The 26,811-nt window shown below is 37.9% G+C and carries 22 protein-coding genes and 1 pseudogene; 12 read left to right on the forward strand and 11 right to left on the reverse strand.

Features of this window, described 5'->3' with window-relative positions; all coding sequences use genetic code 11:
- Nucleotides 1-370: 370 nt before the first annotated feature.
- The 5 genes and pseudogenes from ACFX5U_RS10455 to ACFX5U_RS10475 all read left to right on the forward strand — a co-directional run bounded on the left by ACFX5U_RS10455 (nt 371) and on the right by ACFX5U_RS10475 (nt 2,870).
- The gene (locus ACFX5U_RS10455) at nt 371-607 is read left to right on the forward strand and encodes a PD-(D/E)XK nuclease family transposase (protein ID WP_400263408.1); all 237 of its coding nucleotides are present in this window, start codon (nt 371-373) and stop codon (nt 605-607) included.
- A 930-nt stretch (nt 608-1,537) separates the two neighbouring features.
- Complete coding sequence (locus ACFX5U_RS10460) at nt 1,538-2,044, forward strand: fibronectin type III domain-containing protein (protein ID WP_400263409.1); 507 nt, start codon at nt 1,538-1,540, stop codon at nt 2,042-2,044.
- A pseudogene (locus tag ACFX5U_RS10465) lies at nt 2,041-2,529 on the forward strand (DUF5675 family protein). Before ACFX5U_RS10460 ends, ACFX5U_RS10465 begins: the two are co-directional and overlap by 4 nt.
- 1 nt (nt 2,530) lies before the next feature.
- Nucleotides 2,531-2,707 carry a hypothetical protein gene (locus ACFX5U_RS10470; RefSeq protein ID WP_280567938.1) on the forward strand — a complete coding sequence of 59 codons (177 nt, stop codon included), beginning with the start codon at nt 2,531-2,533 and terminating at the stop codon, nt 2,705-2,707.
- Complete coding sequence (locus tag ACFX5U_RS10475) at nt 2,697-2,870, forward strand: hypothetical protein (protein WP_400263410.1); 174 nt, start codon at nt 2,697-2,699, stop codon at nt 2,868-2,870. The genes ACFX5U_RS10470 and ACFX5U_RS10475 overlap by 11 nt, the downstream gene beginning before the upstream one ends.
- Before the next feature lie 83 nt (nt 2,871-2,953).
- Here the strand turns inward: ACFX5U_RS10475 and ACFX5U_RS10480 are convergent, their stop codons facing one another.
- A complete protein-coding gene (locus ACFX5U_RS10480) occupies nt 2,954-3,589 on the reverse strand; it encodes an outer membrane beta-barrel protein (protein WP_400263411.1) in 636 nt (211 codons plus the stop codon).
- Between the two features lie 70 nt (nt 3,590-3,659).
- Nucleotides 3,660-5,048: a hypothetical protein gene (locus ACFX5U_RS10485; RefSeq protein ID WP_400263412.1), complete on the reverse strand. Its 1,389-nt coding sequence runs from the start codon at nt 5,046-5,048 to the stop codon at nt 3,660-3,662.
- 1,388 nt (nt 5,049-6,436) lie between these two features.
- Here ACFX5U_RS10485 and ACFX5U_RS10490 point away from each other — a divergent pair.
- Both ACFX5U_RS10490 and ACFX5U_RS10495 read left to right on the forward strand, forming a co-directional pair.
- Complete coding sequence (locus tag ACFX5U_RS10490; RefSeq protein WP_400263413.1) at nt 6,437-7,309, forward strand: helix-turn-helix domain-containing protein; 873 nt, start codon at nt 6,437-6,439, stop codon at nt 7,307-7,309.
- A 107-nt stretch (nt 7,310-7,416) separates the two neighbouring features.
- Nucleotides 7,417-8,271, forward strand: coding sequence for an MBL fold metallo-hydrolase (locus tag ACFX5U_RS10495; RefSeq protein ID WP_400263414.1), 855 nt, complete (start codon nt 7,417-7,419; stop codon nt 8,269-8,271).
- A 60-nt stretch (nt 8,272-8,331) separates the two neighbouring features.
- Here ACFX5U_RS10495 and ACFX5U_RS10500 read toward each other — a convergent pair whose 3' ends face one another.
- Nucleotides 8,332-9,288: a hypothetical protein gene (locus tag ACFX5U_RS10500; RefSeq protein WP_400263415.1), complete on the reverse strand. Its 957-nt coding sequence runs from the start codon at nt 9,286-9,288 to the stop codon at nt 8,332-8,334.
- 173 nt (nt 9,289-9,461) lie between these two features.
- Here ACFX5U_RS10500 and ACFX5U_RS10505 point away from each other — a divergent pair, with 173 nt between their 5' ends.
- A complete protein-coding gene (locus tag ACFX5U_RS10505; protein ID WP_400263416.1) occupies nt 9,462-9,818 on the forward strand; it encodes a VOC family protein in 357 nt (118 codons plus the stop codon).
- A 169-nt stretch (nt 9,819-9,987) separates the two neighbouring features.
- Here ACFX5U_RS10505 and ACFX5U_RS10510 read toward each other — a convergent pair whose 3' ends face one another.
- The 6 genes from ACFX5U_RS10510 to ACFX5U_RS10535 form a co-directional block, all read right to left on the reverse strand.
- A complete protein-coding gene (locus ACFX5U_RS10510; protein WP_400263417.1) occupies nt 9,988-10,593 on the reverse strand; it encodes a hypothetical protein in 606 nt (201 codons plus the stop codon).
- A 29-nt stretch (nt 10,594-10,622) separates the two neighbouring features.
- On the reverse strand, nt 10,623-11,954 hold the full coding sequence (locus ACFX5U_RS10515; protein ID WP_400263418.1) for a hypothetical protein: 1,332 nt from the start codon (nt 11,952-11,954) through the stop codon (nt 10,623-10,625).
- Between the two features lie 188 nt (nt 11,955-12,142).
- Complete coding sequence (locus tag ACFX5U_RS10520) at nt 12,143-13,270, reverse strand: cytochrome-c peroxidase (RefSeq protein ID WP_280567919.1); 1,128 nt, start codon at nt 13,268-13,270, stop codon at nt 12,143-12,145.
- A gap of 26 nt (nt 13,271-13,296) precedes the next feature.
- Complete coding sequence (locus tag ACFX5U_RS10525; RefSeq protein ID WP_400263419.1) at nt 13,297-14,793, reverse strand: DUF6850 family outer membrane beta-barrel protein; 1,497 nt, start codon at nt 14,791-14,793, stop codon at nt 13,297-13,299.
- Nucleotides 14,794-14,795: 2 nt separating this feature from the next.
- Entirely contained in the window at nt 14,796-16,013 is a 1,218-nt protein-coding gene (locus ACFX5U_RS10530; RefSeq protein WP_400263420.1) for a DUF4876 domain-containing protein, read from the reverse strand.
- 1 nt (nt 16,014) lies between these two features.
- On the reverse strand, nt 16,015-18,765 hold the full coding sequence (locus ACFX5U_RS10535; protein WP_400263421.1) for a carboxypeptidase-like regulatory domain-containing protein: 2,751 nt from the start codon (nt 18,763-18,765) through the stop codon (nt 16,015-16,017).
- A 500-nt stretch (nt 18,766-19,265) separates the two neighbouring features.
- Between ACFX5U_RS10535 and ACFX5U_RS10540 the strand changes: the two genes are divergently transcribed.
- Nucleotides 19,266-20,744 (forward strand): rhodanese-like domain-containing protein, encoded by a 1,479-nt coding sequence (locus ACFX5U_RS10540; protein ID WP_400263422.1) that lies wholly within the window; start codon nt 19,266-19,268, stop codon nt 20,742-20,744.
- 66 nt (nt 20,745-20,810) lie between these two features.
- Here ACFX5U_RS10540 and ACFX5U_RS10545 read toward each other — a convergent pair whose 3' ends face one another.
- Nucleotides 20,811-21,212, reverse strand: coding sequence for a hypothetical protein (locus ACFX5U_RS10545; protein WP_400263423.1), 402 nt, complete (start codon nt 21,210-21,212; stop codon nt 20,811-20,813).
- A 72-nt stretch (nt 21,213-21,284) separates the two neighbouring features.
- The gene (locus ACFX5U_RS10550; RefSeq protein ID WP_400263424.1) at nt 21,285-21,746 is read right to left on the reverse strand and encodes a hypothetical protein; all 462 of its coding nucleotides are present in this window, start codon (nt 21,744-21,746) and stop codon (nt 21,285-21,287) included.
- 790 nt (nt 21,747-22,536) lie between these two features.
- Here ACFX5U_RS10550 and ACFX5U_RS10555 point away from each other — a divergent pair.
- From ACFX5U_RS10555 to ACFX5U_RS10565, 3 genes are read left to right on the forward strand one after another with little or no spacing between them, the layout of a single operon-like run.
- Nucleotides 22,537-25,854, forward strand: a complete 3,318-nt coding sequence (locus ACFX5U_RS10555) for a PAS domain S-box protein (protein WP_400263425.1) — start codon at nt 22,537-22,539, stop codon at nt 25,852-25,854.
- A complete protein-coding gene (locus ACFX5U_RS10560) occupies nt 25,793-26,446 on the forward strand; it encodes a response regulator (RefSeq protein WP_400263426.1) in 654 nt (217 codons plus the stop codon). Before ACFX5U_RS10555 ends, ACFX5U_RS10560 begins: the two co-directional genes overlap by 62 nt.
- Before the next feature lie 7 nt (nt 26,447-26,453).
- A complete protein-coding gene (locus ACFX5U_RS10565; RefSeq protein ID WP_400263427.1) occupies nt 26,454-26,807 on the forward strand; it encodes a response regulator transcription factor in 354 nt (117 codons plus the stop codon).
- Nucleotides 26,808-26,811: the final 4 nt, after the last annotated feature.

The following is a 26,811-nucleotide window of genomic DNA, read 5'->3' on the forward strand; positions in this document are numbered from 1 at the left end:
CTTGAAAGACATTAAACATGATCTTTATGAGGAGCAAGATGATATTTCTTAAGTGGTCTTTTAAAAGTGATTTTTCTGAACCCTTACTTTTAATTTTATCAGGGCTCGCCATCCAAATAGCGTTGTCCTCTGGATAATCCATGATACCGATAAAAATCAAATCTTAATCATCATGAACTTTTCGAAGTGGTGAACTTGCAAATTGATAAATAATTTAGTTTAAATACTAAATTTATTGGCTTAATCTTTTTTTTACTTTTATACTGATAACCAATTATATATCATTATGAACATGAAGAGAAATGATCTTTCGAAGTACATCGATATCTTAAGTGACTATTCAATAATGATTTGATTTTTAATTGATTTCATGAGCTCGGCACTTTGGTACCTCGGTATCGGTTGGAAGTTTTATTTTGGTCGAGAGGAGAACAAGGGCAACCTGATTAATTTTATGAACAGTCTTTTAGAAGGCGAACATGTTGTTGTCGACTTGCAATATAGTAATGTTGAGGAAGATGGTGATGAGCCAAGTGAGCGTAAGGTCATTTTTGATCTTCGTTGTGTTGGTGCCAGTGGGGAAGCGATCTTATTTTTTGAAAGCTGATGTCGTTGCATTATTTGATAAAACAAAGGGAAAAGTCCCCTATATTTTGGGGAAATTGACACATCAAGTGCCACTTTCTCTAGTTACTTCTTTTGTTTTGGTAATCACTTCTTGTGGATAGGTACCCCCTTGTTGTTAAAAGGGGAGTACTTGTCCGCAACTTGTGGACACTTGTGGATATAAGTGGCTACTTGTTTCGGATAGGGAGACACCTCTTTGAAAATAGTATGTACTTGTTGACTATTTGTGAACACTTCTTATGAACAACCAGTCCCTTGTTAGCAATAAGTGGATACTACTTTAGAAAATTTATCCACTTGTTGTGAACAAATGAACAGGAATAGTGAAAAAGTGTCCACGAGTTTTGGAAATCCGTCCACATCTTGTGCATAAGTGTTCAGTTCCTCAACAGACCAAGTACTTCTTTTGAATAAAGGTCCACTTGTTCCCTTGAATGTACTCCTTCTTTCGAAAACCTATTCAGATTTTGGGAATAAGTGGTCCTTTCTTGTGCGTAAGTGTTCACTTGCTATCAAGTGTGGGTCGCAGGTTTAAAAGAAGTGAAACCTGCTTTTAAACATAGTACTAGAGAAAGCCAAGAAGTAGTTGGTTTTTGGTGCTGTTTCTCATTTTTCCAGTTTTTTATTGTCCCACATTTCCATTCACTGTCCCATGTTGTCCCATTTTGTCCCACTTTTCTAATTTTACTGTTGTCCTCTTTTATGTTTGTTTCATGATGTTCGTCCGGAAGTGCATCTGAAACTAATTTTTTAACAGCGCGTAGGCGCTATTATAATTCAAAAGATGAGAAAGAAAAAAGTAATCTTGGACTACTCGTTGGTCAGTGATGATGAGTTCAATACGATGGTGGGTAAAGTACTGGACTGTCTGGAGGGACACGCTATATTGGTCGATCTGCCGGTCAGTCTGGTGGAGCTGAAAGCACAGGCGGATGACTATAAGGCCAAATGGCAGAAAGCGAGCCGCGGTGGTAGCGTACTGGAAATAGCAGAAAAGAATGATAGTAAGAAGGCGGTATCACGACAGTTGAAAAACATCGCTTTTTATGTCAATACGGTGGCTGATGGTTCGCGCTCTATTTTGCTGAGCTCGGGGCTGATCTTGGAGAGTGATCCAAAAAGCTCGCAAATACCAGGAATGGTGCAAGAGGTGGTACTGGTCGATGGAAAGCAGCGTAATCAGTTGCAGGTCAAGTTCAAACCATTGAGAGAAGCTATTTTATACGAATATCAGATAGCAGGTACCTTGGATGCTTTTGATCAGCCGGTATGGGGAGAGATGTTGCAGACCAGTACGAGTTATGCTAATATATTCTCGCCGGTGCAGCCCGGTTTTACCTATTACATGCGTGTGCGTGCCCGTAATAAAAGGGGAATAGGGGATTGGTGCGATGCGGTGAGCCTTACAGCACGATGAATCGGGTAGTAGTCAAACGAATCGGACAGGGGAATAACAGTACCCTGTCTGAAATCTATATCGACGAGATCTTGGTCTGCTACGGCTTGGAGGATCTGGTACGCGATGTCAAGATCAAAAGCAAAACAGCGATTCCAGAGGGTGTCTATCCATTGGCCTTAAATACCTATGGTGCCATGAATGCACGGTACAGACGGAGATTTCCGGAACTGCACCGTGGGATGGTCGAAATCTGAGAGATTCCGAACTATAGCTACGTATACATCCATATCGGTAATAATTTTGGAGATACCGCTGGTTGCTTATTGGTGGGCAATAGTTGGGAAACTGGTGGAGGGGACTATGATTTACAGCAATCGATGAAAGCCTATCTGACTTTCTATAAAAGATTAATGGTTATGAAGGCTGGAGAAGTGGTTTACCTGGAGATTAGAGACGAAGTGACCAGTAACAGAATAACGAGTGATGAAGCTAACAATAAGTAAAATGAAAAAGATACTAATGAAAATAAGTCGGGTGCTGCAAGTGGTTTTCATGGCGCCGATAAAGTTGCCTGGGAAGGCTTTGAATATTATTAAATATTTTGCCCTGGGACTGGGTGTGGTGGAAACAGTGCTTGACGATAATGAGAAAAAAAGTGAGGAGGTGCACGATGAAACTTAATGATATGCGTATCGGTACTGTAGGTGGTACGCTGTGTTCCATTTGGGTTAGTTTTTCTTTTGGCGATTTACTGCATACAGCTTTGATGGCGGCTGTTGGGACTGCAGTGAGTTATACGACAAGTAGGATTCTGGGTAAAGTAGGAAAGCGCAAGAGGGAGTAATCGTTATTGTCCTCATGGATGTATCTAAATCCCCCAGCAGTTATGATAATTGCGGGGGATTTTTTATTTCTTTTTCATAATATTCAGTGCTTTCCAAAGCTATAGCTTATTCCGATTTGAACTCCCACTGTCTGTATTCTATCGTAGTGATTACCAGATTGAAAAGGGATAAGCGAATACATTTTATAATGTGGCGATACTGAAACAGCAATAGATTGGGACAAAGGAATTTTAGTGCCCACGCTAATGTTGAAGCCAAGACCGTTCTGTTTGTCGACATGACTGTTTGAGTTCTGCTGTAAATGTATCATAGGTCCTGCACTTGCATAGAAATACTTTAAAAAACCTATTCGAGCCTCCAAAGGAACCTCCCAAATATGGAGACTTGTGAAATATTTTTTCTGTTCAATATTAGGATTTATTACTGGATATGTTGTTGTCACTTTTTGTGACGAATAACCTAACCCCACACTAAATGACCATCTTTCAGTATGTTGATATGTACCACGTACCAATCCTGATATATAGTTTTTACTGATATGACCCGCTGAACCATCAAGGCTTTTTAGGGGGCCAATATTAACCGAAGACAGGGGAGTGATGGATAGGTCAATAGCGTAACGTCCGCTATTGTGTTCTTGGGCGTAGAGAGATGTTGCCAATTGGGTCGAAACTGTGAGCACTGTCAGCAGTATGCGGCAAAGTAATTTATTTTGCATATATATACTTTAGTTATTTGATATTTTTTAATCTTGAATGCGATAGATTTGTGTAGTATATCTACCTTAATTAGTTATACTGTTTCATAATATGAGAAATAATATTTTCCTTAAAATCTTTACTTGTTATATACTTTATCTTAAACACCTCATAATCGGCTGCTTTTATACCACTTTCAGAAACTGCTTTGTCGAAATGTTCTAGTGTTAAACTATGAGTTAAACTATACTTCAATAATGTTCTTAAAACTAGATTTGCCTTATCTCTTCCAAAAGTGTCTTCAAAGCATTTTAACATTAAAGGAGCTAAAATATAACGATAGGATTCATTAATCTGCCCAGGATCGGTAATTTCAGAAAGCGGAATATAACTTTGACTCTCTATCTTTTTTGCGTCAGCAACTAGAGTCTCTTTTAAATATCCCTTTAAACCAAAATCTTCAGTAACATTATAGGATAAATATTCGGCAAATGATTCGAGCCAAAACCATGATAGCTTTCCAGATAATACATTTGTGCCAAAGTAATTATGGGCAAGTTCATGGCCAAAAAACTTCAGATACCAATCAACAAATTGACCATTTTCATTCAACAACTTACTTGGGTCTAAATCCGTAAATGCGAATGCAGGATAATCATTGAATGCCCAACTACTCCCTAGTTTTCTCTTATTAACGGCCTTATGGTTTATTACATAGATCTTATCTTTAAATTCAGATTTTAAATTTATTGCGAGTATCTTTTTTATGGCCTCAATATTGTCGAAAATTTTAGAAACAGTTTCTTCATCAGCATCAAAATTAAGCAGGTAGCCTGCATTATTTGAGGTAAAATCATAATTTCCAATAAAAATTAATAAGGTTGAGGCCTTATTGGAGACAAATTGGTGCTCATTAGTTTTTTGTGGTACGTTACCATTAATAAAAATTGTATTGTTCTCAGAGTTTTTGATTTTAAATGTTATATCATAAATATACTTATCTATTAACTTATCATTATCAACATCATATAGGATAGGATACCATTTTGTTTGATCTGCCGCGCGAAGTGTTTTGCCATTAAAAGCAATAATGCCCTTATAATCGAATGGGCCAAAATCCTCTGGTGAATCCAAATAAATGGGGAATGCCCCTTTATAGTCAACTTGAAACGTTAAAGGCATTTCCAAAGTCTTACCATTAGCAGCTCTAAAAGAATATTCATTAGCCTCTCCCTTCATTTTACCATCATAATGACCATCATAGTTCATTATTTTTTTTTCCGAATCTTTGAAGTATTTGATATTCATCCCTTTGTTGAGAAGGATTTTATAGTTCTTTATTTCGGGCAGGTTGTAAAGCTCAAAACTGCAATTTATTAACCCTGTTTTCATATCAATTTCCACAGTTCCTTTTATAGATTGAGCGGATATTAAATTATAAAATAAAATTAGTACACTGGTTATGATTGTTCTTTTCATGAATATTCTTTTGTGATAATATGGTAAACTGGTTTTCAAATATACAAAGTTCTGAAAGAATACCATACACAATATTTCGTATAAAGACAAATAGCAATTTTAACGCAGCATCAAAATAAGATTACGATTAAAAGTAATTGTTTTTAATTTAGTCAAGATAGGGGTGAAGAAGTAACAAAGTGAAGAAGTAACAAAATGAAGAAATAACAAAGTGAAGAAGTAACGAAATGAAATAGTAAAGTAGTTACGAGTATATAGTAAAGAAGTAAGGGAGTGAAATAGTAAAATAGTAAAGTGTTGAGCACTAGCGATAATGGTAAATAACAGAGTAAAGCAGTATTCGAATAGTAAGTGGTTAATTTCATTATTTTTATTGGAAAGCGAATATTTAGGGTAGTAATTCATAGTTGTTTTGTGGCATCTTAAAATAAGATTGTTTTTAAGGCCGTAGTTTTATTTAAGTGTTTTTTGAAGCATTGAGATGTAAATATTAATTTAATGTCTCATATTAGAGATATGAAGGTCAAAAAAATCGTGTTTTTTATTGAAAACGGATTTGGCACGTTATGTAATTATTGATTAGAATTGATGATTTGTCGTTTAGGCGACGACCTACGCATATAGGTTATATCTATATCTTATAGCGCTAAATTAGCGTGTTGCGATTTTCATACGAATCAGATTTTTAACTGCTATCAATACTGCTTATATAAATCAAGTTATTATCATTTTTAGAAATATTCTTGCTGTGTAAAATTGATTTTGAAAAGTGTGAAAATTGCCATTTTTTGAATTGAATTGAAATTTTAGGATGGGGGAGAAATCTATTGATTAGCGTTGAAGGAGCTGTGACATAAGTGACAAGATACCCATATAGGTTTTGTCTATATCTTTTGGAATTAAATTAAGCTATTGGAACTTATGTAAGATTTGGATGCTATAGTCATATTATTTATGTTCTGTGATTAGGCTTAAGTTATTTTAAAATATTAGCATCTCCCTTATTATCAGTTTGTTGGTGATTTGTAGTTAATTGCGACACTAAGTTAATTAGCTTATTACTGCTATCCGTTTTGGTAGTGAGAAATGGACTCTAAGCAGTAAAAAACTAAATATATTAGTGTTTATTTTTTGCTTGATTTTTTAAAATTGGAAACTATTTTCAGGAGTCTTTGTGTTACTAACATTATTAGTTCGTGATTATAAGTGGTGAATAGTATTCTATTGAATCTCCTTATCAAAAGGATAGTTTTATAGTGTCTTTTGGTATTAGCGTACGTGATAAATATCTTACCTTTATAAAGTCATTTTTGATTCAATCTGAAGAGGTATATGCTCTTTAATTTATGTCAATAGATGCTGAGAGAAATTCTATCATAATTTTTAACATGAAAACAATCAAATTCCATAGATCTGACTGCGGTGTTGAAGTCTTGCTCAATGTGCTGATTGGTGATGACGTGAAAGCAAGTTACCTGGACACCGATACTTATAATACTGATTATTTTGAAATCGTCATCTTTAAGAAGGTAAAGGGAACTTTAATCTTAAATCAACAAAAAATAAGCCTAACGGATAATAGTGTCATTTTTATTTCACCGTTTCAAAAAAGGAAGTGGCAATTGGATGCTGAGGATCTCGATTTTACTGTGCTTGTTTTTCAGGAAGGTTTCTTGAATGATTTTTTCTCGGATAAATTGTTTGCATATCGGATGTTGTATTTTTATCAGCTAAACTATCCACTCGATATGCCTATAAGTCTGGTGGAAATCGATAAAATATGTAGCTTATTGTCCGAAATAAAAGTTGAGCTTGTATCTCCCAAGCCGGATAGCTCGCATATAATAAGGTCGCTGACATATTATCTATTGCAGAAGTTCAATCGTGAATATGCTTTTCAAAATAAGCTTTCTTTAGAAAATGCTGAAAACAATTATGCTTATCAATACAAATTGCTCTTGGAGCTCCACATTCGGGATCACCAAAGAATCGATGATTATGTGAAGTTGCTTGGCGTAAGTCGAATAAGTATAAATGCTGCTGTGAAAAAACAGTTCAATGTAACTGCTACGCACCTCTTAAAGCAACGTCTTCTTTTCGAAATCAAAAATTACCTGATCCATTCGGGGAAAACTGTTGGGGAAATAGCTTTTGAACTCCATTTTTCTGAACCGAACCATTTGATGCGTTTTTTCAAAGCACAAACGGGTATGACTACTGGTCAATTCTATTCCAATTATCAAAATGGTATCTTTTCATAATTACTTGGTAGGCTATCGCAGCTAAAAGAGCGATACTTTTGTAGTGTAATCAGTAAACGCTATTTTTTATAGTTTTTAACAATAATTTTTACAATACAATAATAGATATGAAAAAATTCATTTTAGGTATTGCTTTAGGTTTCCTAGCAGTATCGTCTTATGGACAGACACAAGTTAAGGATAACTCGAGTATCCAGTTGATCAGAAATGCAACGGTGGTATTGAAATATGGTGAAAAAGAGTTTCTTATAGATCCACTTTTGGCTAATAAAGGAGCATATGCTGGTTTTGAAGGTACTGCAAATTCGGAAATTCGTAATCCGATGGTTGAATTGCCTGTTGCTGCAGAAAGCCTACTTAATCCGGATGCTATAATTGTAACCCATATGCATGCAGATCATTGGGACGATGTGGCTATAAAAATGCTTCCTAAGGATAAAGCTCTTTTTGCACAAAATGAAGAGGATTCTACAGCGATCACAGCTCAAGGATTTACAGATGTTCGGGTATTATCTGCAGATTCTCATTTTGGAAATATCCAAATGCAAAAAACTCATGCCCAGCATGGTTCGGATGAAGCCTTTGCTCATCCGCTAATGGCTAAGTCCTTGGGACAAGCATCTGGCATATTCTTTAATGCTCCAGGGCAGAAATCGTTATATATTGCTGGCGATGCGATATGGACTAAAGATTTTGAAATGCACTTGAAAAAGATGAATCCCGAGGTTGTTGTGCTTAATACGGGTGATGCTCAGGTGGATGGTTTCGGTGCGATTATCATGGGGAAGGAAGATGTGTACAGAGTGCACCAATTATTGCCTGACGCGACTATAATTGCCGTTCATATGGAAGCTATAAACCATTGTGTATTAACACGTAAAGAGCTTTCTGATTATGTGGCAGAAAAGGGTATCGCCGATAAAGTGATCATCCCAGCCGATGGACAGGTGATCAATCTTTAAGATTACAGATCATAACACGCTATTAGATAAAGCGCCCCATTTGCGGGCGCTTTATTTGTGTTACTCAAGTGTTTTACTTGCATCCAGTATCAAGTTGTTGACACCTTGGTTAATGGAGCGTATAACGGCCTGCAATTGGTTGATCATAGCAGCTCTGGAGTGTAGGTCATCAGCATAATAAATACCTCCATCTGAAAATATGACGGATTGATTTCCTTGATTCTTATCATTATCAAACTGATAGTCAATCCATCGATTCTTTAGGTTGTGTAAAAGAGAGTTGGTACCATCATTACTGAATATTTTTTCGCTCAGCATATACCAGATAAATGGTGAAAAACTCTGATCGGTATCATTTTGTGTCCATACATTTCGCAATAGGTTATGGGGATGGTAAAATTCGACCTTTTTCCCTTTGGGATTTAAGGTGAAAAAACCGAGACCCCCACCAAGTAAACCTCCAGTAATCCCTACAGCACTATTGACATCATTATTCGTAATCACTGCTCCAGCGATAGATGCTAATGCACCTAATGCAATAGAGCCAACGACAAGTTTGTTATTTCTGGCTGCATTGATTTCATCAATATATCCAGCTACCTGATCCACGCGTTCTGCCTCGCAATCGAGTTCTGCAGCAGCAGCATTGATATCTGATAAAGCAAGTAATAGCGTTCTATTTATTTGATCGTTAATCGTCAGCTTGCGAATACGGGCATCGACACTGCTATTGCCTTTAAGTTTCCCTAATTCTTTCATCTCCTCTGTTAGTCCAAGAGCATAGAGCATATGGACGTTTTGTATCGAGAAAACTTTGTTTAAGACATCATGGGCAGCCAGCGAATCGATAGTTTGATTCGTGAGGGTTTGTTCTGCCTTTAGAAAATACGTAGGTGGTATACAGTAGCTGTCTTTGAGCGTAAGCAAATAAGCTGATTTTTTGTTAACAGCACATGAGCTTATGATGCTTATGACCAATGGGATAAGGATAATACGCGATTTTTTTGCTAAGTACATGATGGTTTTTCTGGGTAGGTAAAATGGTTATATCAAGGTATTAGGGTACGGGCTAATATTAATTGAATATACTGAATTTATTTAATTTCCTTAGGTTGTTGTAAAATAAACTTTTTCATTTCTTATTATATTTGTTTATAAATGAGAATTTTTATAAAGCTAATTTGGGAGTTATGAGAGTCAAAAGGATAGTTGCAAATATAAAGACCGAAAACATAGCGGCAGCACAGCGGTTTTATGGTGAAGTATTAGGACTTGAAAAAATGATGGATCACGGTTGGATCGAGACTTATGGTAATGAATACAGTATGCCTTTACAAATTAGTTTTGCCTCGCAGGGTGGCTCTGGAACAGATGTACCTGACTTATCTATTGAAGTCGATGATATAGAAACTGCCTATTCTAGAATGAAAGAATTTGGATTTACCATTACGTATGGTCCTGTCGATGAAGTGTGGGGGGTAAGGCGTTTTTATGTGAGGGATCCTTTCGGGAAATTGGTTAATATATTGATGCATATAGCGCATTAGAATATTTGTTGGGATGTAAAAGTAGAGGCCTGTTAGTACAACAGAGAGGATGTTGCTCGTATAGCTTTTTTGTCCGATCTGTGCTTGCTTTTATGGCTGTATAGGATAAGTTCTCCATCCATTTCCTGTTGTAAAATTATCGGTTGTGTCTTGTAATTGTGGCCGTTTTTTATGAAATTAATTGTGATGTTGCTTCTACGCGCTGTAGATCTTTAGTTAGAATAATGAATGAAAAGTCGGGGTTTGTACTCTCCTTGTTGAACTGTGTCAGCTCAGCGCTTTCAGAATCTGTCAATGTTGAATGGTAATATGGATCTTGTTGGACAACTGAATAGCTCTTATAAAACACGACATAGCCCAGTAGGGATAATCTTGTGTTCATTTGGTTTTGAAGATGAGTAGCATAATGTATGATTGAGGATTCGTTTTTGAAATCTACTTTAAAGTCCACTTTTTGCTTAGTCACCTGTATTCCTTCAGCACCATGGACCTGAACGATAGCAATAATTTCCGGATCAGCGGTGAGCATAGCCCATTCGGGAAGGGCATAAGTGAATTTATCGCTATGATGATCCTCTATTTTTTGTCGTGCAGTTGCGATTCCTACTTGTATGATCGTTGGGTCTATATTTTCAATTGATGCCATTTGCTCGTAATATGTATTGCTTTTAGTTATCTCTGTATTCTCTTCCTGTTCCAAGGTCGATGTAAAAATAAATCGGTTTTTGTCCATCAATCTTTTTGCTGACCATTCCATTTGGATAAATGCTAGCATAGCTCTTTTGTCCGACCTGTTCTCGTTTTTTATTGTTGTATAGGATAAATTCCCCATCGATTTCTTGCTGTAGCGCATACAGTTTCTCGCTGGACATCCAATACGATGATTTCTGAATAGCTATGTTCTAGCTCCCAATATTGTGCGTCTCGGTTCCAAAGACCTTTTTTATTTAAATTTTCTATTTTATGCTTGAGCGAGATGATAAATAAATCTTTGGTTTCTTGAATATACCTTATTTTATGAAAGTGCCAATTTTCCTCTATCGAGCAGTCGTCTAAGATAATCGTTGTACTTGGCCATAAGATATTCCCCAGCTGGTCTGTAATAAAGAAATCTTGCACCGGAATCTCTTCAAGAAAATTTCCTTTATCATCCAGATAACGCCAATCGTATGCCCAAATCGTATGGTCGTAGTTAAATTTGCCTAGGATAAAATAGGGTGAATTGTTCACCGAATAGATCAGCTTGGTCTCTTTGAGAAAGTCCTCTTGCTCTTGGTTCTTGAAGATAATGTTCGTGGGGAATGCTTTGTCGTATTGTGGAAAGAGATAAGCTTGCCCGCTGCGCTCGTCATACAGTATTTTGGGGATAGTAGGTGCGTAGCGATCTTGATTGATGGAGTCTAAGACCACTTCTTCATCACGGATGGTTACCGAAAGGGATGTTCTGCCGGTTAAATGGCTTAAAAGAGGCTGCTTATTTTTGGTGTTCCAGATGTCGAATTTTTGGTTGGAGGTCTTGATATAGCGTCCACTATCCAGTGTTTCATCGATTTTGCTATTTAGTTTTCTGAAACTCTTATTTTCAGTTTTATACAAGTCTCCATTCCATACGACATGTCTATCATCCAATGGGTAGAAACTGAAATTATGATCGTTTTCTCCATCTCTTACTTTCTTATTGAACAAGGATTGATTGGACTCCAGTATCCGTGCCTGTATATGTACGAATGCTGCTGTTTTTTTGATATGGGTGCTCATGATATTCCAATCCCATTTCCAAAAGGGGAGTTTTTTCTCGTATCCTGTTTCTTTGATTAGGATGGTGAGACCGTTTACCTCTTCCAACTTTAGCATAGATTCAGTGTAGGGTTCGATGAGCTTGCCCTGGCTATCGATAAGGGCAGATTCCTGTTCGCTATTTGCTACAAAGGCATATCCGCTTTTATAAAAAGGAGTTGCATAGGAGAAAGTGTCTTTTAAGACAGGTGTAAAACAACTGTCGACGTAAACGTATGTATTTTCTTTTGTGAGGTAAGGGAACATTTGGACAGTTGTTTTTGGTACGACCAGAGTATGTTGCGCACAAACAGTCGTAAAGCATGCGGTTACAAATGAAGTAACTATAAATTTGAACATAACGTGATGATTGACGTATAATAATCTGTTTTCAAATTTAAACAGCTTTATTATGTGATACTATCCTTGGAATCAGGGATATTTTTTTGGGGTCGAAACAAAGACACCCCTCAGCTTTTACTGAAGGGCGTCTTTGTTTTTATATTGCGTTTGTTATTTTTATGATAATAGATTGTGTTGCTATTATTTTATCGCGGAAGTTTTTCTGGGCGCGGCATACGGTATGAAGCTGCAGTCATGGCCTCCAGAAAGGCGACTATACTTTTTGTTTCATCTGTTGTAAGATCGAGTTTTTTGAGTAAAGGATCGGTGACCGGATATAAAGGGTCATTTGCTTTCTGCTCTGCTGATGGATCTATCATATGCATACCCGAGTTGTATATATTGACCACTCCCAAAAGATTTGGCATAAGCCCGTTGTGCATATAAGGTGCTGTGCTACCGACATCACGTAGTGATGGTGTCCTGAACCGACCGACATCTTCAACGTTTTTGGTAATCTCATAACGTCCTAAATCCTGATATTTGCGTTTGTAATAAGTCATGCCAATATTATGGAATGATTCATCGGTCAAATATTGGCCATTATGACAATTCATACAGCGTGCTTTGGTTCGGAATAGGTGCATACCTTTAATTTCCTGATCGGAAAGGGCAGTGGTCTTGCCATCTAAAAACTCATCAAATCGGCTACGTTTACTTTGTATGGTTCGTTGGAATTCTGCTAAAGCGTGCAATACCTCTGGCATGGAGAAATCCTCATCTTCTCCGTAGGCTTCTTTAAACAGTTGACGGTAGCCAGGTATGGCTTTAAGTTTAGGAATCAGTTTATCCAAGGCCATATCCAACTCGTGATGTGCTTCGATAGGGCTCAAAGCCTGCTCTTCTAAACTCGTAGCGCGACCGTCCCAAAATAGGGTTTTGCGTGCATGGACATTTAAAAGGGAAGGGGTATGTCGTGGTCCTTCTATATGATCATTACCTACAGGTACGGTGACATGGTCTCCAAATGAGTTTTGAGGATTGTGACAAGAGCTGCAACTGATCTGATTGGACCCCGAAAGGATAGGATCAAAAAATAACATTTTACCCAGTTTGACAATGGGTTGCTCCATTTTTCGGAAGTAGCTGGTATCAATTCGGGGTAGAGATTGAAATTCGTTGTACGCTACCCCTTCATCAAGGGTGGGTTTGGGCCAATTGGATATAGGTTGGCTATAGATAGATCTAAGATCTTCTTGTTCTTTTTGGGTATAAAATGCTGTGGTACCTAAAAACATCCCCATTAACCCAAAAATCACAGTCAGTCGTTTCATATGTATATTATCCTAAATATTATGTTCTAAAATTTAAAACCTACTTTGATTTCCAATGCATTAGCATTCCATGCTGTGGCATGCTCTGCACGGATACCAATGAAGGGGAATAGTTGCTCAAAGCTGTTGATGTTCCATTGCGCATTGATGCCCAAAGTGACAGGTTCGAGCTGCATATAATTCCAATTATTGGTTATAAGCTGTCCGATTCCTGTGTTTTCATTTAAACCTCTAAAGGTAAAATCTTTTTCTAATATTTTGCGCATAGCAATGCTAAAAGAGGTTTCGAAATTATCTTTCCCAGCTTTCCAATAATACTGCCCTTTGAAATTAAGGTCCAATGGTCGTAAGGTACTGTTGTAGTAGGGCGATAGATATTGCTCTTGAATATCGCTTAAATCAGCCTGCAATTGCAGGTTCCATACCCTGGGTTTTCCGGTGCCGATCAATATACCATAGCTGTCCTGAAAATAGCGATAACTGGACCGGTCGGCAATTTTTTGTAAACCATTATTGGAGCTTTGACTGGTAAAAAGTGCCTCGGTGCCGATACGACGTTGGCTATTCCAGTGTGCTATGACTTGCCACTGCCATTCGTCTTGGCTCAGGTGGTAGCCCAATTGAGTGGTTCCTTTTTTGTCCGTCCAGGTGTTGATATTGTCATCAACAGATTTCAGCCGCTTGGAACCAGCTTCTGTTTCCCAAATACTGGAAGCAATCCACCCCGTATTTATAGGGTGAATAGAGAGTCCGCCTCGAAAGGTGTTGATTGTGTAGAATGCTATTGATTCGGAGTCCATCAATAGTTTATTGTAGGCTGCAGGTCCATTCAAGTGATAAAAAGTGGGTTTACTTAGTTTGGAAACAAAGTTAAGGGCAGCACTCTGTTTGTACATAGTATAGCCCATTTGAGCCGATACGAGGTACTGATCCCGATAGTGGTAGGTGCTACTGATATCAAGGTCAAGGATAGCACTACGGTTGTAGGGTCTTGGATCCAACTGGCGTGAGGCTTGGTTGGCACGAAAATGTGCAGCAGCTCCATAAGACCAGTTTCCTGTTTTCTTAGCTATGCCGCCGCCAAAGAGATAAGATTGCTGGCTTTGGTCTCCACCTACGCTGTCGGCCATAAAGTATGGAAAGATACGGTCGTAATCTAGTGACTCGTTGTAGTTGAGCCCTTTTGACTTTCCGGTCTGATAGCTTGCGTCGCCCCAGATCGTCCAACCGGTATTGGTTTTACGGTATGTTTCGGACGATATGGACAAGGTGCTTTCTCCGTTTCCACGTTGCCAATTGTATTTGTCTTGTTTACGGTACAAGTAACCTGCTTGTACCGTAGTGCCTTCCTGTTGGTAATCGAATGGCCGTAAAGAAGGGGCATCCATCTGCCGGATGCGCTCTTGTACAAAAAGATCGGACCGCTCTTGGTGATAGGCGTTAACATAGGATGCCGAGTCTTGCGCTTTGGCAGGAAGGGCCAAAACGAGACTACTGCTCCATATCCATAAATGCTTTTTCATTATTATAACGATAATACGGACTCGGGATTAAAATCTTTTGCTGAATTGTTGGTGTCTTGCAAAAACAATATTCCGCCATTGGTGCTAGATAAGGTTTTGCGGCTCACAGACTTGCCGTAACGTGTAGCATCGGAAGAGTTGCGACCACAGTAGGTCCAACCCATATCTAAATTTGGTGCCGTCACTATCCAGGCAAATCCTTGTTCTACCGATAGATTTACAGCATCCATGATGTAACTGTTATCGATTTTGTAGGCGTCGACTTTCATTTCTCGCCCATTTGCTGCCAAATAGCTGTAGGTATATTGGTTGTCATCTAACCATTGTTGTGGTTGCTTGCCTTCGGGCAACTGCACGAGGACATAGCTGGTAAATCCTCTATTATGCATGAGCATACTTCCAGAAAGCGATATCGTGTTGGGTACAGCAGGGTTATCGATATTGATGCTACCAATGAGTTCGATTTCAAAATCGGCTTGACTTAAGTCTACCGAATTACTGTTGATCTCTTTATGATTGATCGCATTGTTGGCAATGACCAATTGTTTTCCTGGAGCAACGGGATAATCTTTTCCTGATCCTGGAAGCATAATGATATCATCCGTAGTGAAGGCTTCGTTCATAACATCTGGTTTGTAATCATATTTTGTTGTGGTCAGAAATTTGGATTGTGCCAATATAAGGCCATCGGCATACAGGGTATCTGTCGAATTGTTGTATAAAATGAAGTATTTGTCGCCGTTATAGGCTTTGTTTTCTGAAGTTACGGTGCCTGTGAAGAAAATTTCTTTAAATACGAATTTGGCACTTGGATCGGATAAAAACAAGGAAACTGGAGTGGATACCATGGCACTGTTGATGATGATGTTGGCCTGGTAGCCTTTGAGCTTATAATTCTTACTCTGACCATTTTCGGTGATCGCTACATCACCTTCCAAGGAAACAATATAGGTGCCATAGGATAGCTCTGCCGATAGAATAGTACCGTTAAGATCGGTCAATGCTACCGTGTTCTCTGTGCCGCTATTTGTTTCAGTTAATTTAGCGGTCATATTTTTGATGCTGTACTGTCCATTGATATTTGGATAGGTCATCAGAACTTTAACTGAGGCAAATTGTTCGGTCAAAGTATCTTTTTTACAAGCGTTAAGGCTGATCAAAAAAAGACTGACTATCGCTATTTTTCCAAAGATGGTTTTCATATATAATGATGTCTTCATATTATAAAGTTAAATTCAGTTCCATACCGAAATAGGGGCTGGTAAAGTTTTTACGTTGGATGATGACCCCGTACTGCTTGTAGGTAGGTGTGTAGGTCCAGAGGCGATTGACAAACATAGCGATACGTAATTTATCTTTGATATGCTTGGTCGCCTTGAAATTTATCTGCAGATCAATAGGAACCGTGTTCATCCTATAGATAATCGGGTCCTCTTTTTTATCAAAATAGCGTAGTGCCGCATCTGTACGGTCTGCCTCGGTATAGGTATGATACTGCTGATCGATGTCATAATAACCTACAGGGAGGTCACTTTTTTCGAGGGTCTTACTCTTTTTGAACCAAATGTTCTGTGCCGAGAGCATCAGGTTGAGCCCAAGCTTGGGTAGATAGGAGTCAATAATTAAATTACTATTGAATGCCTCGCGTAAGAATCCTTCGGTATTGGTATAGATGGCATAATACTGTTTGATCTTGCCTTCTGTTATAGCAGCGCTACTGATATTTTCGGCAATGGGGAGCGAATTGCTATTGATGGTTCTAAACCAGGCACCATTGATCGTAAAGCGGGTGTTGAGTCCGCTGATACGTCTGGATGTAAATTGGTATTCGACTCCTTCTTTATTGGTACTTGTCGCATTATCATAACGCTGGTATGTCTCATACTGTGCTTGCGCGGTTCCTGTAAATTCGCTGATATCGGGCTTGTGATCTAGCGTATTCGGGTCAATCGAGCTGTTGTCATATTTGGTGTAAGCCAATCGGGCAGCTGTAGTCGCACCGCCAAAGCCATTGTCCATGCGGTCTCTGAAATAGGTAACGGTAAACCTATTGTCGTTGAATGCAAGGTCGGCAGATACTTCCCATTTTTGTGTGGATGCGTTTTTCAGCTGATAGTTGGTCGGGTCAAATGTTTCTGTATATGCCCAGGCAAGTCTATATTCCGGATTGTTATGGTAATAAGTTAACTCGGGTAAATCTTTATAGACCATGGCTGGATAAAGATAGGCGAGTGTAGGAGATAGGGTCTGTTTCCCATATCCGCCACCTATCGACCAAGTCAGTGGTTTCCCTTGTATGCTCAGCTCTGGTAGGTGTAAACGTCCGTTCCAGCGTGGGTCAAGGTTGATCTTTCCGCTCAGTGCATAACGATTATCTAGGTTTAAGAGGCTAAAAGCGCGAACGCCTAGACTGTTTTCAAAACGGATTGCACCGGTTCCAATAGTAAAATGGTCTTCAGCAAATGTTGAAATATTGCTATAGGCAGGAATATCCTTAAAGCTTCGTGGACGAACCGAAATGCCTGGGTTGGGAGGGAGCTTGGTATCATAGCGTTGACCAAAACCCAAGTTTTTGCTATAATTGAATTCTCCCCCAATTTTAATTGCATGTTTGACGCCGAAATCCATTTCCCAATTACTGATTAGTTTGGAGTTAATGGATAGTGGCTTGTCCGAAACATCAACATGACTGAGGTATGCGGTTGTCAAATAACTTGCTTCCTGGCTACCTGTTTCTAATGCATCGACCAAGAGTGTTGCTGAAGTCGGTTGAATCAATTTATCGATGCTAATCGCGTTGTTGTTAAAATTGATCGCGTTACTGAATTCGATATTGCGCAGGGGTTGGGTGAGTTGGAGGTTATCCCAGCGTAGTTTATTGTATAACGAATAATTACGCTTTGTCGCTTTATAATTGTCAGTCGTTGCATAATCAGTATCTGGATCAAAACGGTCGCCATCTAAAGAGGTATTGATATCCACTGCATGACTCCACTTCAAGCTGTATTGCGCATTATCCCATGCTTTTTCTCCACGAATGGATGCATTGATGCGTTTGAAATTGGTGTAAATGTCATAAGGCGATTCGTTGGAGTGCAGATAATCGGCATCAAAATTCAGCTTGTATTTTTTTTGGTAGAAATCAAACCCTTTTCCGATTGCGAATAATTTACTTGTGCCATCGACCTTAGCTCTAAAATTGATTGGTGTCTGCCCTTTGATTCGGTCGATCAACAACACTCCACTGGTCAGATTACCATATTCAACAGAGGGGATACCTCGGATAATTTCAACTTTCTCAATATTGTCTGTCGATATCGTTCGCATATCAATACCTGAAAAGGTATTGTCACGATTTTTATTTGGATCGGTAGCGAATAACTGGGATGTGCTCCCGAGCATCGAAGAGTTATTGAGGATATTGCCATCAACACTAAACTGGGTACCCAATGAGTTTGTTTGATAGGCAGATGAGCCTATCGGATTGGCTTCGCGCAGATTGATCGAATTGTTGGATGTCAATGTGGGGTCGACAGCCCGTCCTCCGGGAAGTAATTCGAGAATGTCCGTAAAACTAGAAGGCTGTAATACTTGCAGTGCTTTGCGATCGATTACGGAACCCGATCCCAATTTACGGCTCTCTTTCGCCGTGACAAATACTTCTTGAATATTGATCGTTTCACTTACCATTCGAAAATCAATGCGTCGTGGCTGTAATAGATCTATCGTCTTTACTTGGGTTTTATAACCTGTGTGAGATACTTTGATGGTATATTTACCAGGTTGTAAGCCACTTAAAGTGTACCTTCCCAGTAAATCTATCTGTAAATGGATTGCGTTATTATTTAAAGTGACCGTAACGCCGGTCAAAGGCTGGTTACTGTCATCAGTAATCCTTCCAGATATGTCAATATTTTGTGCAAATAACTGCAGTGATGAACTGAGTAAAATCGAAGTTAATACGTACTTCATTTATTTAGATTAATTATAGACAATGCAAAAGAACGCAAATTTTATAAAATAACAAAGGATAATTTCTTCTTTTAAAGAAAGAGTTCTTACATAACCCTCTTCCAAAATCATTGCCTAGTCCATCATTCAAATAGGGTAGAGCCCCTATAATAACATCTTATTTTTCTTCGGTTTGACTACCACAATTTCTACATAAACTGGTAAAACAGCTATAAGTTTGACTCGCTCTTTTTTACTGCAGCTTTGCAAAATAAGGAAATATTCAAGGTAGGTGAGCAGGTGAAAAATATCGGACTCTCATGATAAGTACTTTTGTGTAACTATTTAAGAGCGGCAAATCGATACAGGCATTTAGCCGCTTTAAATGACCGCTAATTTATATATATGACACTATTGAAACTGTATATAGAACATCTTTATTTAAATTTGAAGTGAGCTTATAGATAGGTTTGTTTTTACAACCTGCTATAGACGATTGTTTTAAAGTAATTTAGTACTGTATGAAATCATTTTTTAAAATAAATACCGTAATCGGTTTGATTGTATTTGGGCAGTCTCAGGCTGTAAAAGCACAATCGCTAATTTTCGAGCGTGTATTTGACAAGACTCTGGCGCAGACCAGTTATATCATTGGCAACTCATTGACAAGAGAAGCGATTGTTATAGATCCTAAAAGAGATATCGATACGTATTTAGAGATAGCCCAAGATAAAGGGCTTAACATAACACATGTTACTGAAACACATATACATGCCGATTATTTAAGTGGTTCACGTGAATTGGCTGCTGCTACTGGTGCCAAATTGTACCTTTCGGATATGGGGGGTAAAGACTGGCAATATGAATTTGCACATCTTCCTTTAAAAGAAGGGGATAAAATCGAATTGGGAAGTCTTGCACTCGAAGTGATGCATACACCGGGCCATACGCCTGAAAGCTTAACCTTTTTATTAAAGGACCAAAGTGCACCGCTAACACCTATAAAAGCCATAACGGGTGATTTTATTTTTGTAGGTGATGTAGGGCGTCCGGATCTATTGGAAAAAGCTGCTGGTCAGGTGGGCACCCAAGAGGCCAGTGCAAAACAGCTTTTTGCCTCTATAAGCCGCTTCATGAAATTACCAGATAATACGGAAATATGGCCAGGGCATGGGGCAGGTTCATTTTGTGGGAAAAGTTTGAGCAGTGAACCTCAATCGACTTTGAAGCAAGAAAAATCGAGCAATCATGCTTTGCAGTTCTTGAACAACGAGGCTGGTTTTATTGATTACATTTTAAGTGATCAACCTGTGCCGCCAAAGTATTTTGCGATGATGAAAAACCTCAATAAGGTGCATCGCCCTTTATTGGTCGAAGTACCAAAACATGCAAAGTTATCAAAAATAGAGGCAGATAGGGCAATCAACAACAAATTACAGATCATCGATACTCGTTCTAAAGAAATCGTTGCAAGTGGTTTTATACCTGGAAGTCTGCATATCGAAGGGGGAAATTCGTTTTCTACCTTTTTGGGAAGTTTGCTTGATTATGACCAACAATTCATTTTGGTAGCCGAAGAGGATAAAATAGAAGACCTGACACGAAAACTGATGCGGATTGGCTTAGATAATATATATGGTTATATCAGTAATGTCAATGGTCAGAGCCTAGCACTGCTAAAGTCTGATCGTGTCGACCTCGATAAATTTGAAACAAAAATCGACTCAAAAGATGTACAGATGGTAGATGTTCGTACTGCTACTGAATTTAAGAATGGGCATATAAAAGGAGCTGAAAATATCTCCTTCACATCATTGACCGAAAATATGGATAAAATAAGTCGAGATAAGCCCGTTATCATCCATTGTCAGAGTGGTGCACGTGCAAATATTGCCTATTCCATCTTGAAAAAGAATGGCTTCAATAACATCTTGAATTATTCTGGTGGAATCAATGATTGGGTGGAAAAAGGAAAAGAATTGGAAAAAAAAATCCATTAAAGCATAACGGTGTTTAACGTTCATAAAACAGCCCAATCGCAAGATTGGGCTGTTTTTTTGAATCGGTTATTTTTTAAATAATGTTTTATCGGCTTCTTTAAGCTCTTTGTCGGTATTTTCCCAAATCATCTGCTTGGAGGACAACTCTTTCAGATAATATTGTCCGGTGTATAGCGCATCGCTCTTTTGGTAACGGTCTCCTTCGAAGATGGTGAGAATACTTTTGTCATTGCTGACGATATAGTTACGAATCAAGGTCGTGTCGGATCCGGTTTCCGTTTGGAGGGCATATACCAATACGGTTTTACCAGGATTGTTAAAGGTGTATTTTACATCTTTACCATATTCTGAAATCTTCCAAGTACCCTCAAGGTCTGAGATGTGGATATCATCTTCCTTTTTGCAAGAAAATAGCATCACTGTTGACAATAATAGCGAAAATAAAATTTTGAAACTGTTGATTTTCATGTTTGATTTATGGTGGTTATAAGATAGTATCGATCGATAATCATTTCAAGTGTTATAGTAGTTTGGTCAGGCTTACTTCTTTAAAATGAGCAAGTCGTTCTCTGGAGTAACTGGCAACCCATTAAAGGAAGCTGTTACAAATTTTCGCAGGTCGCAGGCGCTAGGTTCTTTGATGACATGGTACGATAAAGTATCCATGGGCAGGTCGGCCACTTGGAGTAAAAATCTACTTTGACCAATATTCTGGTTAGCGAATACAAAAATATGGTTATTTTCATGCGTCAAGCGCTTTAATACTATGGTGTCGCTTTTATTTGTATAGTTGAAGGGATACAGCTTGAGGTCTTGGGGTTTGTATTTGCCAGTATCGATTGAGAACAAGTCCTTATTTGAGCTTTCATCCAATAGCTGAAAAGCTACTACGGATTCTATGGGTGCGCAATAGATGGTACCGCTATCGTCGGTTTCCTTTTGACAGGCTGTCGTAGTGAGGACAGCAATTAAGACTGCGAGATATTTGTAATGATTTTTCATAGACTTCTTACTGGAATACGCTTATTTTTTTAGGTTATGTACAAATATAAAAATATTCTCACATAAGAGAAAATTATACCTAAATTTACAATAAGGTTCGGTAGGTAAGGGGTATATGGTCATACTGCTAATCTGAGAGTTTTCAATACCTCGTTAATTTTAAAAGTGGTATTTATAAATCAATGCTTATTATGGGAGAGAAACAAATCTATAATGCCATCTTATTATTGATCATGGTTTTGGTCGCAACTTACTTTTATAGGAGAAACAGAAGGAAAATCGTTCATTTCTTGGACTGCTTTAATGTGATTTTTATAGTAAATTATTTCGTAGCGCTTGTGTATCACGCGTTATTCTGGGATAAAATAGTTCATTTCAGTTTCAGTAAGGTACAATTGTTCATTTTTCCTTTTCTAAATGTCTTGATACAAAGTTTATTGGCCTATACAATACTATTTTTCGGGAATAAACTGATTGTATACATTCGAAGTAAGAAATCTTTGGATTAGCTTAATTATAACAATATTACCTGCTATAGGAGCATATTAGATTGCTGATTTTATCTTTCCTTGAAGTACTCATTATATTACTGTACAGCATTTACTTCTCCTTTATTTAGTTTTGAAGAAGGTACAAAAGCTGGATATCTATAAAACTAGATTAGAAGTAATAGCTTAACTATAAGAGCAGTTTTTCTGAGTTACCTTTTTTATTACTTATTTGTATAAAGGATAAATGTTTTTAGTACTTTCACATACTAAATTAACATCATCTATTTATTATATAAGGTATGAAAAAGTACCCAGTCCCGGAAAACGAATTGGAGCGTATCCGTAAGTTGAAATCATATGAACTTTTTGGGCTGGGGAAAGACCCGGACCTTGATGTCTTTGCACAGGCAGCCTGTCTTATAACAGATAGTTCAGCTTGTCTTATCGCCATGATGGAGGAAAATACGCAAAGGATACAGAGTTGCGTGGGTATGGAATTAGATACTGTGGAAAGACGTAACACAGTATGCCAATATACCATCATGAGCAAAGAAGTGCTTGTGATAGAAGATACTCTGAAAGACTTTAGAACATTCGAAAATCCCCTGATTCATGATGGTAATATTCGTTTTTATGTAGGTGTTCCTTTAATAGATAATGAGGGCAATGCTTTGGGAACTATCTGTGTTATCGATTTTGAACCAAAATCAATAACTGCGAAACAAATTACATCTCTTGAACAACTTGGAAAAGCGGTGACTAAAATTTTATTGGGGAAGAAACGCAAAGTACAGGCAGGGTATTTTGAACAGCTATTTCATATTACAAATAATATGATATGTGTATTGGATGATCAGTACCGTGTCAAGGAGCTTAACCCTGCTTTTGCTAATGTTTTAAAAATTGATAGGTCTAAGGTAAATCTGGAGTCATTTTTTGCTTTAGTGAATTGTAATGATGAACATTTTAGGAAACGATTAAGTCTGATATCTACCACTCATGATGAGCTTGAATATACGACAGTAACACCGCAAATCGATAGTAGTGATATTATTATAGAATGGTGTTTTAAGTATGATGCGTCTACTTTAGAAATATTTGCTTTTGGACGTAATGTGACTAAAGTACGTGAAGAGCAATTGAAGTTAGAGAGTTCGGAACGTCAGTTCCGGAATTTTTTCGAGAATGCAATTGGTCTCATGAGTATGCACGATATGGATGGTAATATACTGTCTGTTAACGAGAAAGGACGTAATGTATTAAAATACTCGAAAGAAGAGGTGGGACATCTGAATTTAAAGCAGCTAGTGCCAGAAAATCATTTAGAACAGCTTGATGAATATTTAAAGCGGATTCTGAGTAAGGGTGAAGATAGTGGAATGATGATACTCAAGTCTAAGGATGGTGAAAAAATCTATTGGCTATATCATAATATGTTAGAAAAGGATATGGATGGTAATCCATATGTGGTCAGTACGGCTCTCAACATGACCGAAAGGAGACAGCTACAGGATGACCTATTACGTACCAAGCAGATTTTGGAACAAACGAATATGGTGGCGCAAGTGGGGGGATGGGAGGTCAATCTGGAAGAGAATAAAGTGTATTGGTCCGATTTTACTAAATTGATTCACGGTGTAGGAATGGATTTTATACCCGATTTTGATCACGCTGTTGGTTTTTATGAAGAGCAAAGCCAACAGAGATTAAAACAATTGTTTGAGCAAGCTACCTTGGAGGAACGTCCTTATGATGTGGAGTTACGCTTAAGGAAAGTGGGAGGAGAGATTATTTGGGTACGCGTAAAGGGGATTCCTGAATTTGAAAATGGAATTTGTAAACGAGTTTTTGGTATAATCCAGAATATTGATGGAGGTAAGAATCTTTATTTAGAATTAGCCCGTAAAGAGGCCATGTTGCAGGCATTTGTCGATTATGTCCCAGCTTCTGTTGCTATGTTTGATCATGATTTTCATTGTGTTTCAGTGAGTCATCAATGGATGGATGATTTCCACAAAGATGCTGTAAATATTATTAATCAAAATCTATTTGACCTTTTTCCGAATATTCCTGAAGACCGTAAGAATATTTATTATGATGCTCTGGGAGGTAAATACTATAAGAATGTAGATGAATTGTTCGATGTAGACGGACATGTTTTACCTCAACATTTTAATTGGGAGGTGAGGCCATGGCACCTCGCTGATGACAGTATTGGGGGGATTATTGTTTTTACTCAAAATATCACCGATTCTGTTCAAGTTAATCTGGAACTGAAGAAAGCTAAAAACTTAGCAGATTTGGCAAGTAGAGCAAAATCTGAGTTTCTGGCCAATATGAGCCATGAGATAAGAACGCCTTTAAATGGAGTCATCGGTTTTTCTGACCTATTGCTTAGAACTCCATTGAATGATGTGCAGAAACAATATCTCAACTACATCAATGAGTCTGGGGTTAGTTTGTTGAATATCATCAATGATATCTTGGATTTTTCGAAGATTGAATCTGGAAAAATGGAATTGTATATTGATAAATTCAATGTTTATGATTTGGCACATCAGGTTATAAACGTCGTATTATATCAAGCACAAAGAAAAGAGGTTGAACTTTTGTTGAATATTGAGCAGGGTTTACCAGCTTATATTTGGGTAGATGAGGCAAGGATAAAACAAGTATTGATCAATCTATTGGGTAATGCGGTTAAATTTACTGAGCGGGGAGAAATTGAACTGAAAATTGAAAAATTAAGCAGTGAAAATAATCAGATAAAATTACGTTTTTCTGTTCGGGATACTGGTATTGGTATTCCGATAGAAAAGCAACTACGTATTTTTGATGCTTTTACACAAGAGGATAGTTCGGTGAGCAAACGATATGGTGGTACTGGATTGGGGCTTACGATATCCAATAATCTGTTGAAATATATGGGCAGCAAACTCTGTTTGGTGAGCGAACTCGATAAGGGCTCTGATTTTTATTTTGACCTGGAAATTACTTATGAAGAGGGGGCGACAGTGGATGATGGTGACCTACCATTGAAGCGGGTACTTATCGTAGATGATAATGCTAATAACCGCCTAATTATTAAACACATGCTTACCTATAAAGGGGTAGATTCGGTATTGGCCGAAAACGGCTTGGCTGCACTGCAACTATTGATGTGTGGAGAACGTTTTGATGTTATTCTTATGGATTATCATATGCCTATTTTGACAGGTCTGGAAACGATTGAAAAGATAAAGGAATTGTTCTATAAGCAGGAAGAGGGTATTCCTCTTATTATTTTGCATACTTCCTCTGAGGAGCATGAGGTGATTTCTGCATTCCGCCAACAAGAAAGATCATTTTGTTTATTGAAACCCATTAGGTCTGATGAACTTTACCTTACATTGCGTAGAGCTATTCAAAAAAATAAGGCCGATGATGGGCTTATCAAACAGGATGTAGCTAATGTTTCAACGAATATTTATCCTCAACAAGCAAAGGTACTTTTAGCAGATGATAATTTAGTGAATATGGTTCTAAATCAGCGTATGATGGCTTCTATCATGCCAAATGCAGAAACTAGTAGCAGTGTCCAATGGTGCAGATGCAATTCACGAATGTATGAAGTCTAATTTTGATTTGATATTGATGGATGTACAGATGCCTGAAGTAGATGGAATCGAAGCAACAAAACAAATTCGCCAATTAGCGGGTTATCATGATATACCTATTATAGGAATCACGGCAGGGAACGTGAGTGGAGAAAGGGAAAAATGCTTAGAAGCAGGAATGTCTGAATTTTTGCCAAAACCTATACGACAACTTGATCTAAATACAGTATTGCAGAAATTCGTCCAAATATCGTCCATGGGAAATCAGGATATCGATGTATGGAATGATCGTCTGGATCTGACGACTTTAACAGAACAGATTGGAGATGATCCAGGCTTTAAGTCCTATTTTTTAGATCTGGTTATTACAGAGGTAACACAAACTTTGAATCGTTTGAAAAATGCCCGATCGACTGATAATATAGAGGATATGCGAATTATTCTTCATAAATTAAGAGGGACTACTTCAACTTCAGGCCTAGTTAGATTAGCAAAATTGACAACCGTCCTGGAAAAACAACTTGTATCAATAGCACTTTCGAAAAATCTATTGGATGAAATAGAGCGTGAAATAGAAATTGGGTTACAATTGATTACTAAACTTAAATACTAATAATATAATGTTGATTTTAATAGCTGAAGACGACGAATTGATCTTACGTACCATAGAGCATAAATTAGTAAAAGAGGGACATACTGTCATTCTGACCCGAAATGGTAAAGAAGCTATAGAAAAAATCAAAGAATTGGAGATTGACTTGGTAGTGACGGATATTATGATGCCTTTTGCTTCTGGTATAGAGATTTTAGCTACTATACGCACTATCGGAAAAAAAACACCGGTTATCGTCCTTTCTAGTATGGGGCAGGAGGAAGTAGTCATAGATGCTTTTGATTTGGGGGCAGCTGATTTTATGGTGAAGCCCTTTAGTCTCAATGAGCTTCTTTTACGTATTAAGAGATTGTCAAAATAATTGG

It is taken from the genome of Sphingobacterium sp. SG20118, from assembly GCF_044740685.1.
GTDB lineage: Bacteria > Bacteroidota > Bacteroidia > Sphingobacteriales > Sphingobacteriaceae > Sphingobacterium.

Bases quoted from the DNA above. Each gene is read 5' to 3' on its own strand.
- ACFX5U_RS10515 (WP_400263418.1), bottom strand. From the start codon at position 11,954: ATGTTCAAATTTATAGTTACTTCATTTGTAACCGCATGCTTTACGACT.
- ACFX5U_RS10485 (WP_400263412.1), bottom strand. From the start codon at position 5,048: ATGAAAAGAACAATCATAACCAGTGTACTAATTTTATTTTATAATTTA.
- ACFX5U_RS10550 (WP_400263424.1), bottom strand. From the start codon at position 21,746: ATGAAAAATCATTACAAATATCTCGCAGTCTTAATTGCTGTCCTCACT.
- ACFX5U_RS10545 (WP_400263423.1), bottom strand. From the start codon at position 21,212: ATGAAAATCAACAGTTTCAAAATTTTATTTTCGCTATTATTGTCAACA.
- ACFX5U_RS10540 (WP_400263422.1), top strand. From the start codon at position 19,266: ATGAAATCATTTTTTAAAATAAATACCGTAATCGGTTTGATTGTATTT.
- ACFX5U_RS10495 (WP_400263414.1), top strand. From the start codon at position 7,417: ATGAAAAAATTCATTTTAGGTATTGCTTTAGGTTTCCTAGCAGTATCG.
- ACFX5U_RS10500 (WP_400263415.1), bottom strand. From the start codon at position 9,288: ATGTACTTAGCAAAAAAATCGCGTATTATCCTTATCCCATTGGTCATA.
- ACFX5U_RS10525 (WP_400263419.1), bottom strand. From the start codon at position 14,793: ATGAAAAAGCATTTATGGATATGGAGCAGTAGTCTCGTTTTGGCCCTT.
- ACFX5U_RS10470 (WP_280567938.1), top strand. From the start codon at position 2,531: ATGAAAAAGATACTAATGAAAATAAGTCGGGTGCTGCAAGTGGTTTTC.
- ACFX5U_RS10565 (WP_400263427.1), top strand. From the start codon at position 26,454: ATGTTGATTTTAATAGCTGAAGACGACGAATTGATCTTACGTACCATA.
- ACFX5U_RS10510 (WP_400263417.1), bottom strand. From the start codon at position 10,593: ATGCTAGCATTTATCCAAATGGAATGGTCAGCAAAAAGATTGATGGAC.
- ACFX5U_RS10555 (WP_400263425.1), top strand. From the start codon at position 22,537: ATGAAAAAGTACCCAGTCCCGGAAAACGAATTGGAGCGTATCCGTAAG.
- ACFX5U_RS10480 (WP_400263411.1), bottom strand. From the start codon at position 3,589: ATGCAAAATAAATTACTTTGCCGCATACTGCTGACAGTGCTCACAGTT.
- ACFX5U_RS10560 (WP_400263426.1), top strand. From the start codon at position 25,793: ATGCAGAAACTAGTAGCAGTGTCCAATGGTGCAGATGCAATTCACGAA.
- ACFX5U_RS10455 (WP_400263408.1), top strand. From the start codon at position 371: ATGAGCTCGGCACTTTGGTACCTCGGTATCGGTTGGAAGTTTTATTTT.
- ACFX5U_RS10535 (WP_400263421.1), bottom strand. From the start codon at position 18,765: ATGAAGTACGTATTAACTTCGATTTTACTCAGTTCATCACTGCAGTTA.
- ACFX5U_RS10520 (WP_280567919.1), bottom strand. From the start codon at position 13,270: ATGAAACGACTGACTGTGATTTTTGGGTTAATGGGGATGTTTTTAGGT.
- ACFX5U_RS10490 (WP_400263413.1), top strand. From the start codon at position 6,437: ATGAAAACAATCAAATTCCATAGATCTGACTGCGGTGTTGAAGTCTTG.
- ACFX5U_RS10530 (WP_400263420.1), bottom strand. From the start codon at position 16,013: ATGAAGACATCATTATATATGAAAACCATCTTTGGAAAAATAGCGATA.
- ACFX5U_RS10475 (WP_400263410.1), top strand. From the start codon at position 2,697: ATGAAACTTAATGATATGCGTATCGGTACTGTAGGTGGTACGCTGTGT.
- ACFX5U_RS10505 (WP_400263416.1), top strand. From the start codon at position 9,462: ATGAGAGTCAAAAGGATAGTTGCAAATATAAAGACCGAAAACATAGCG.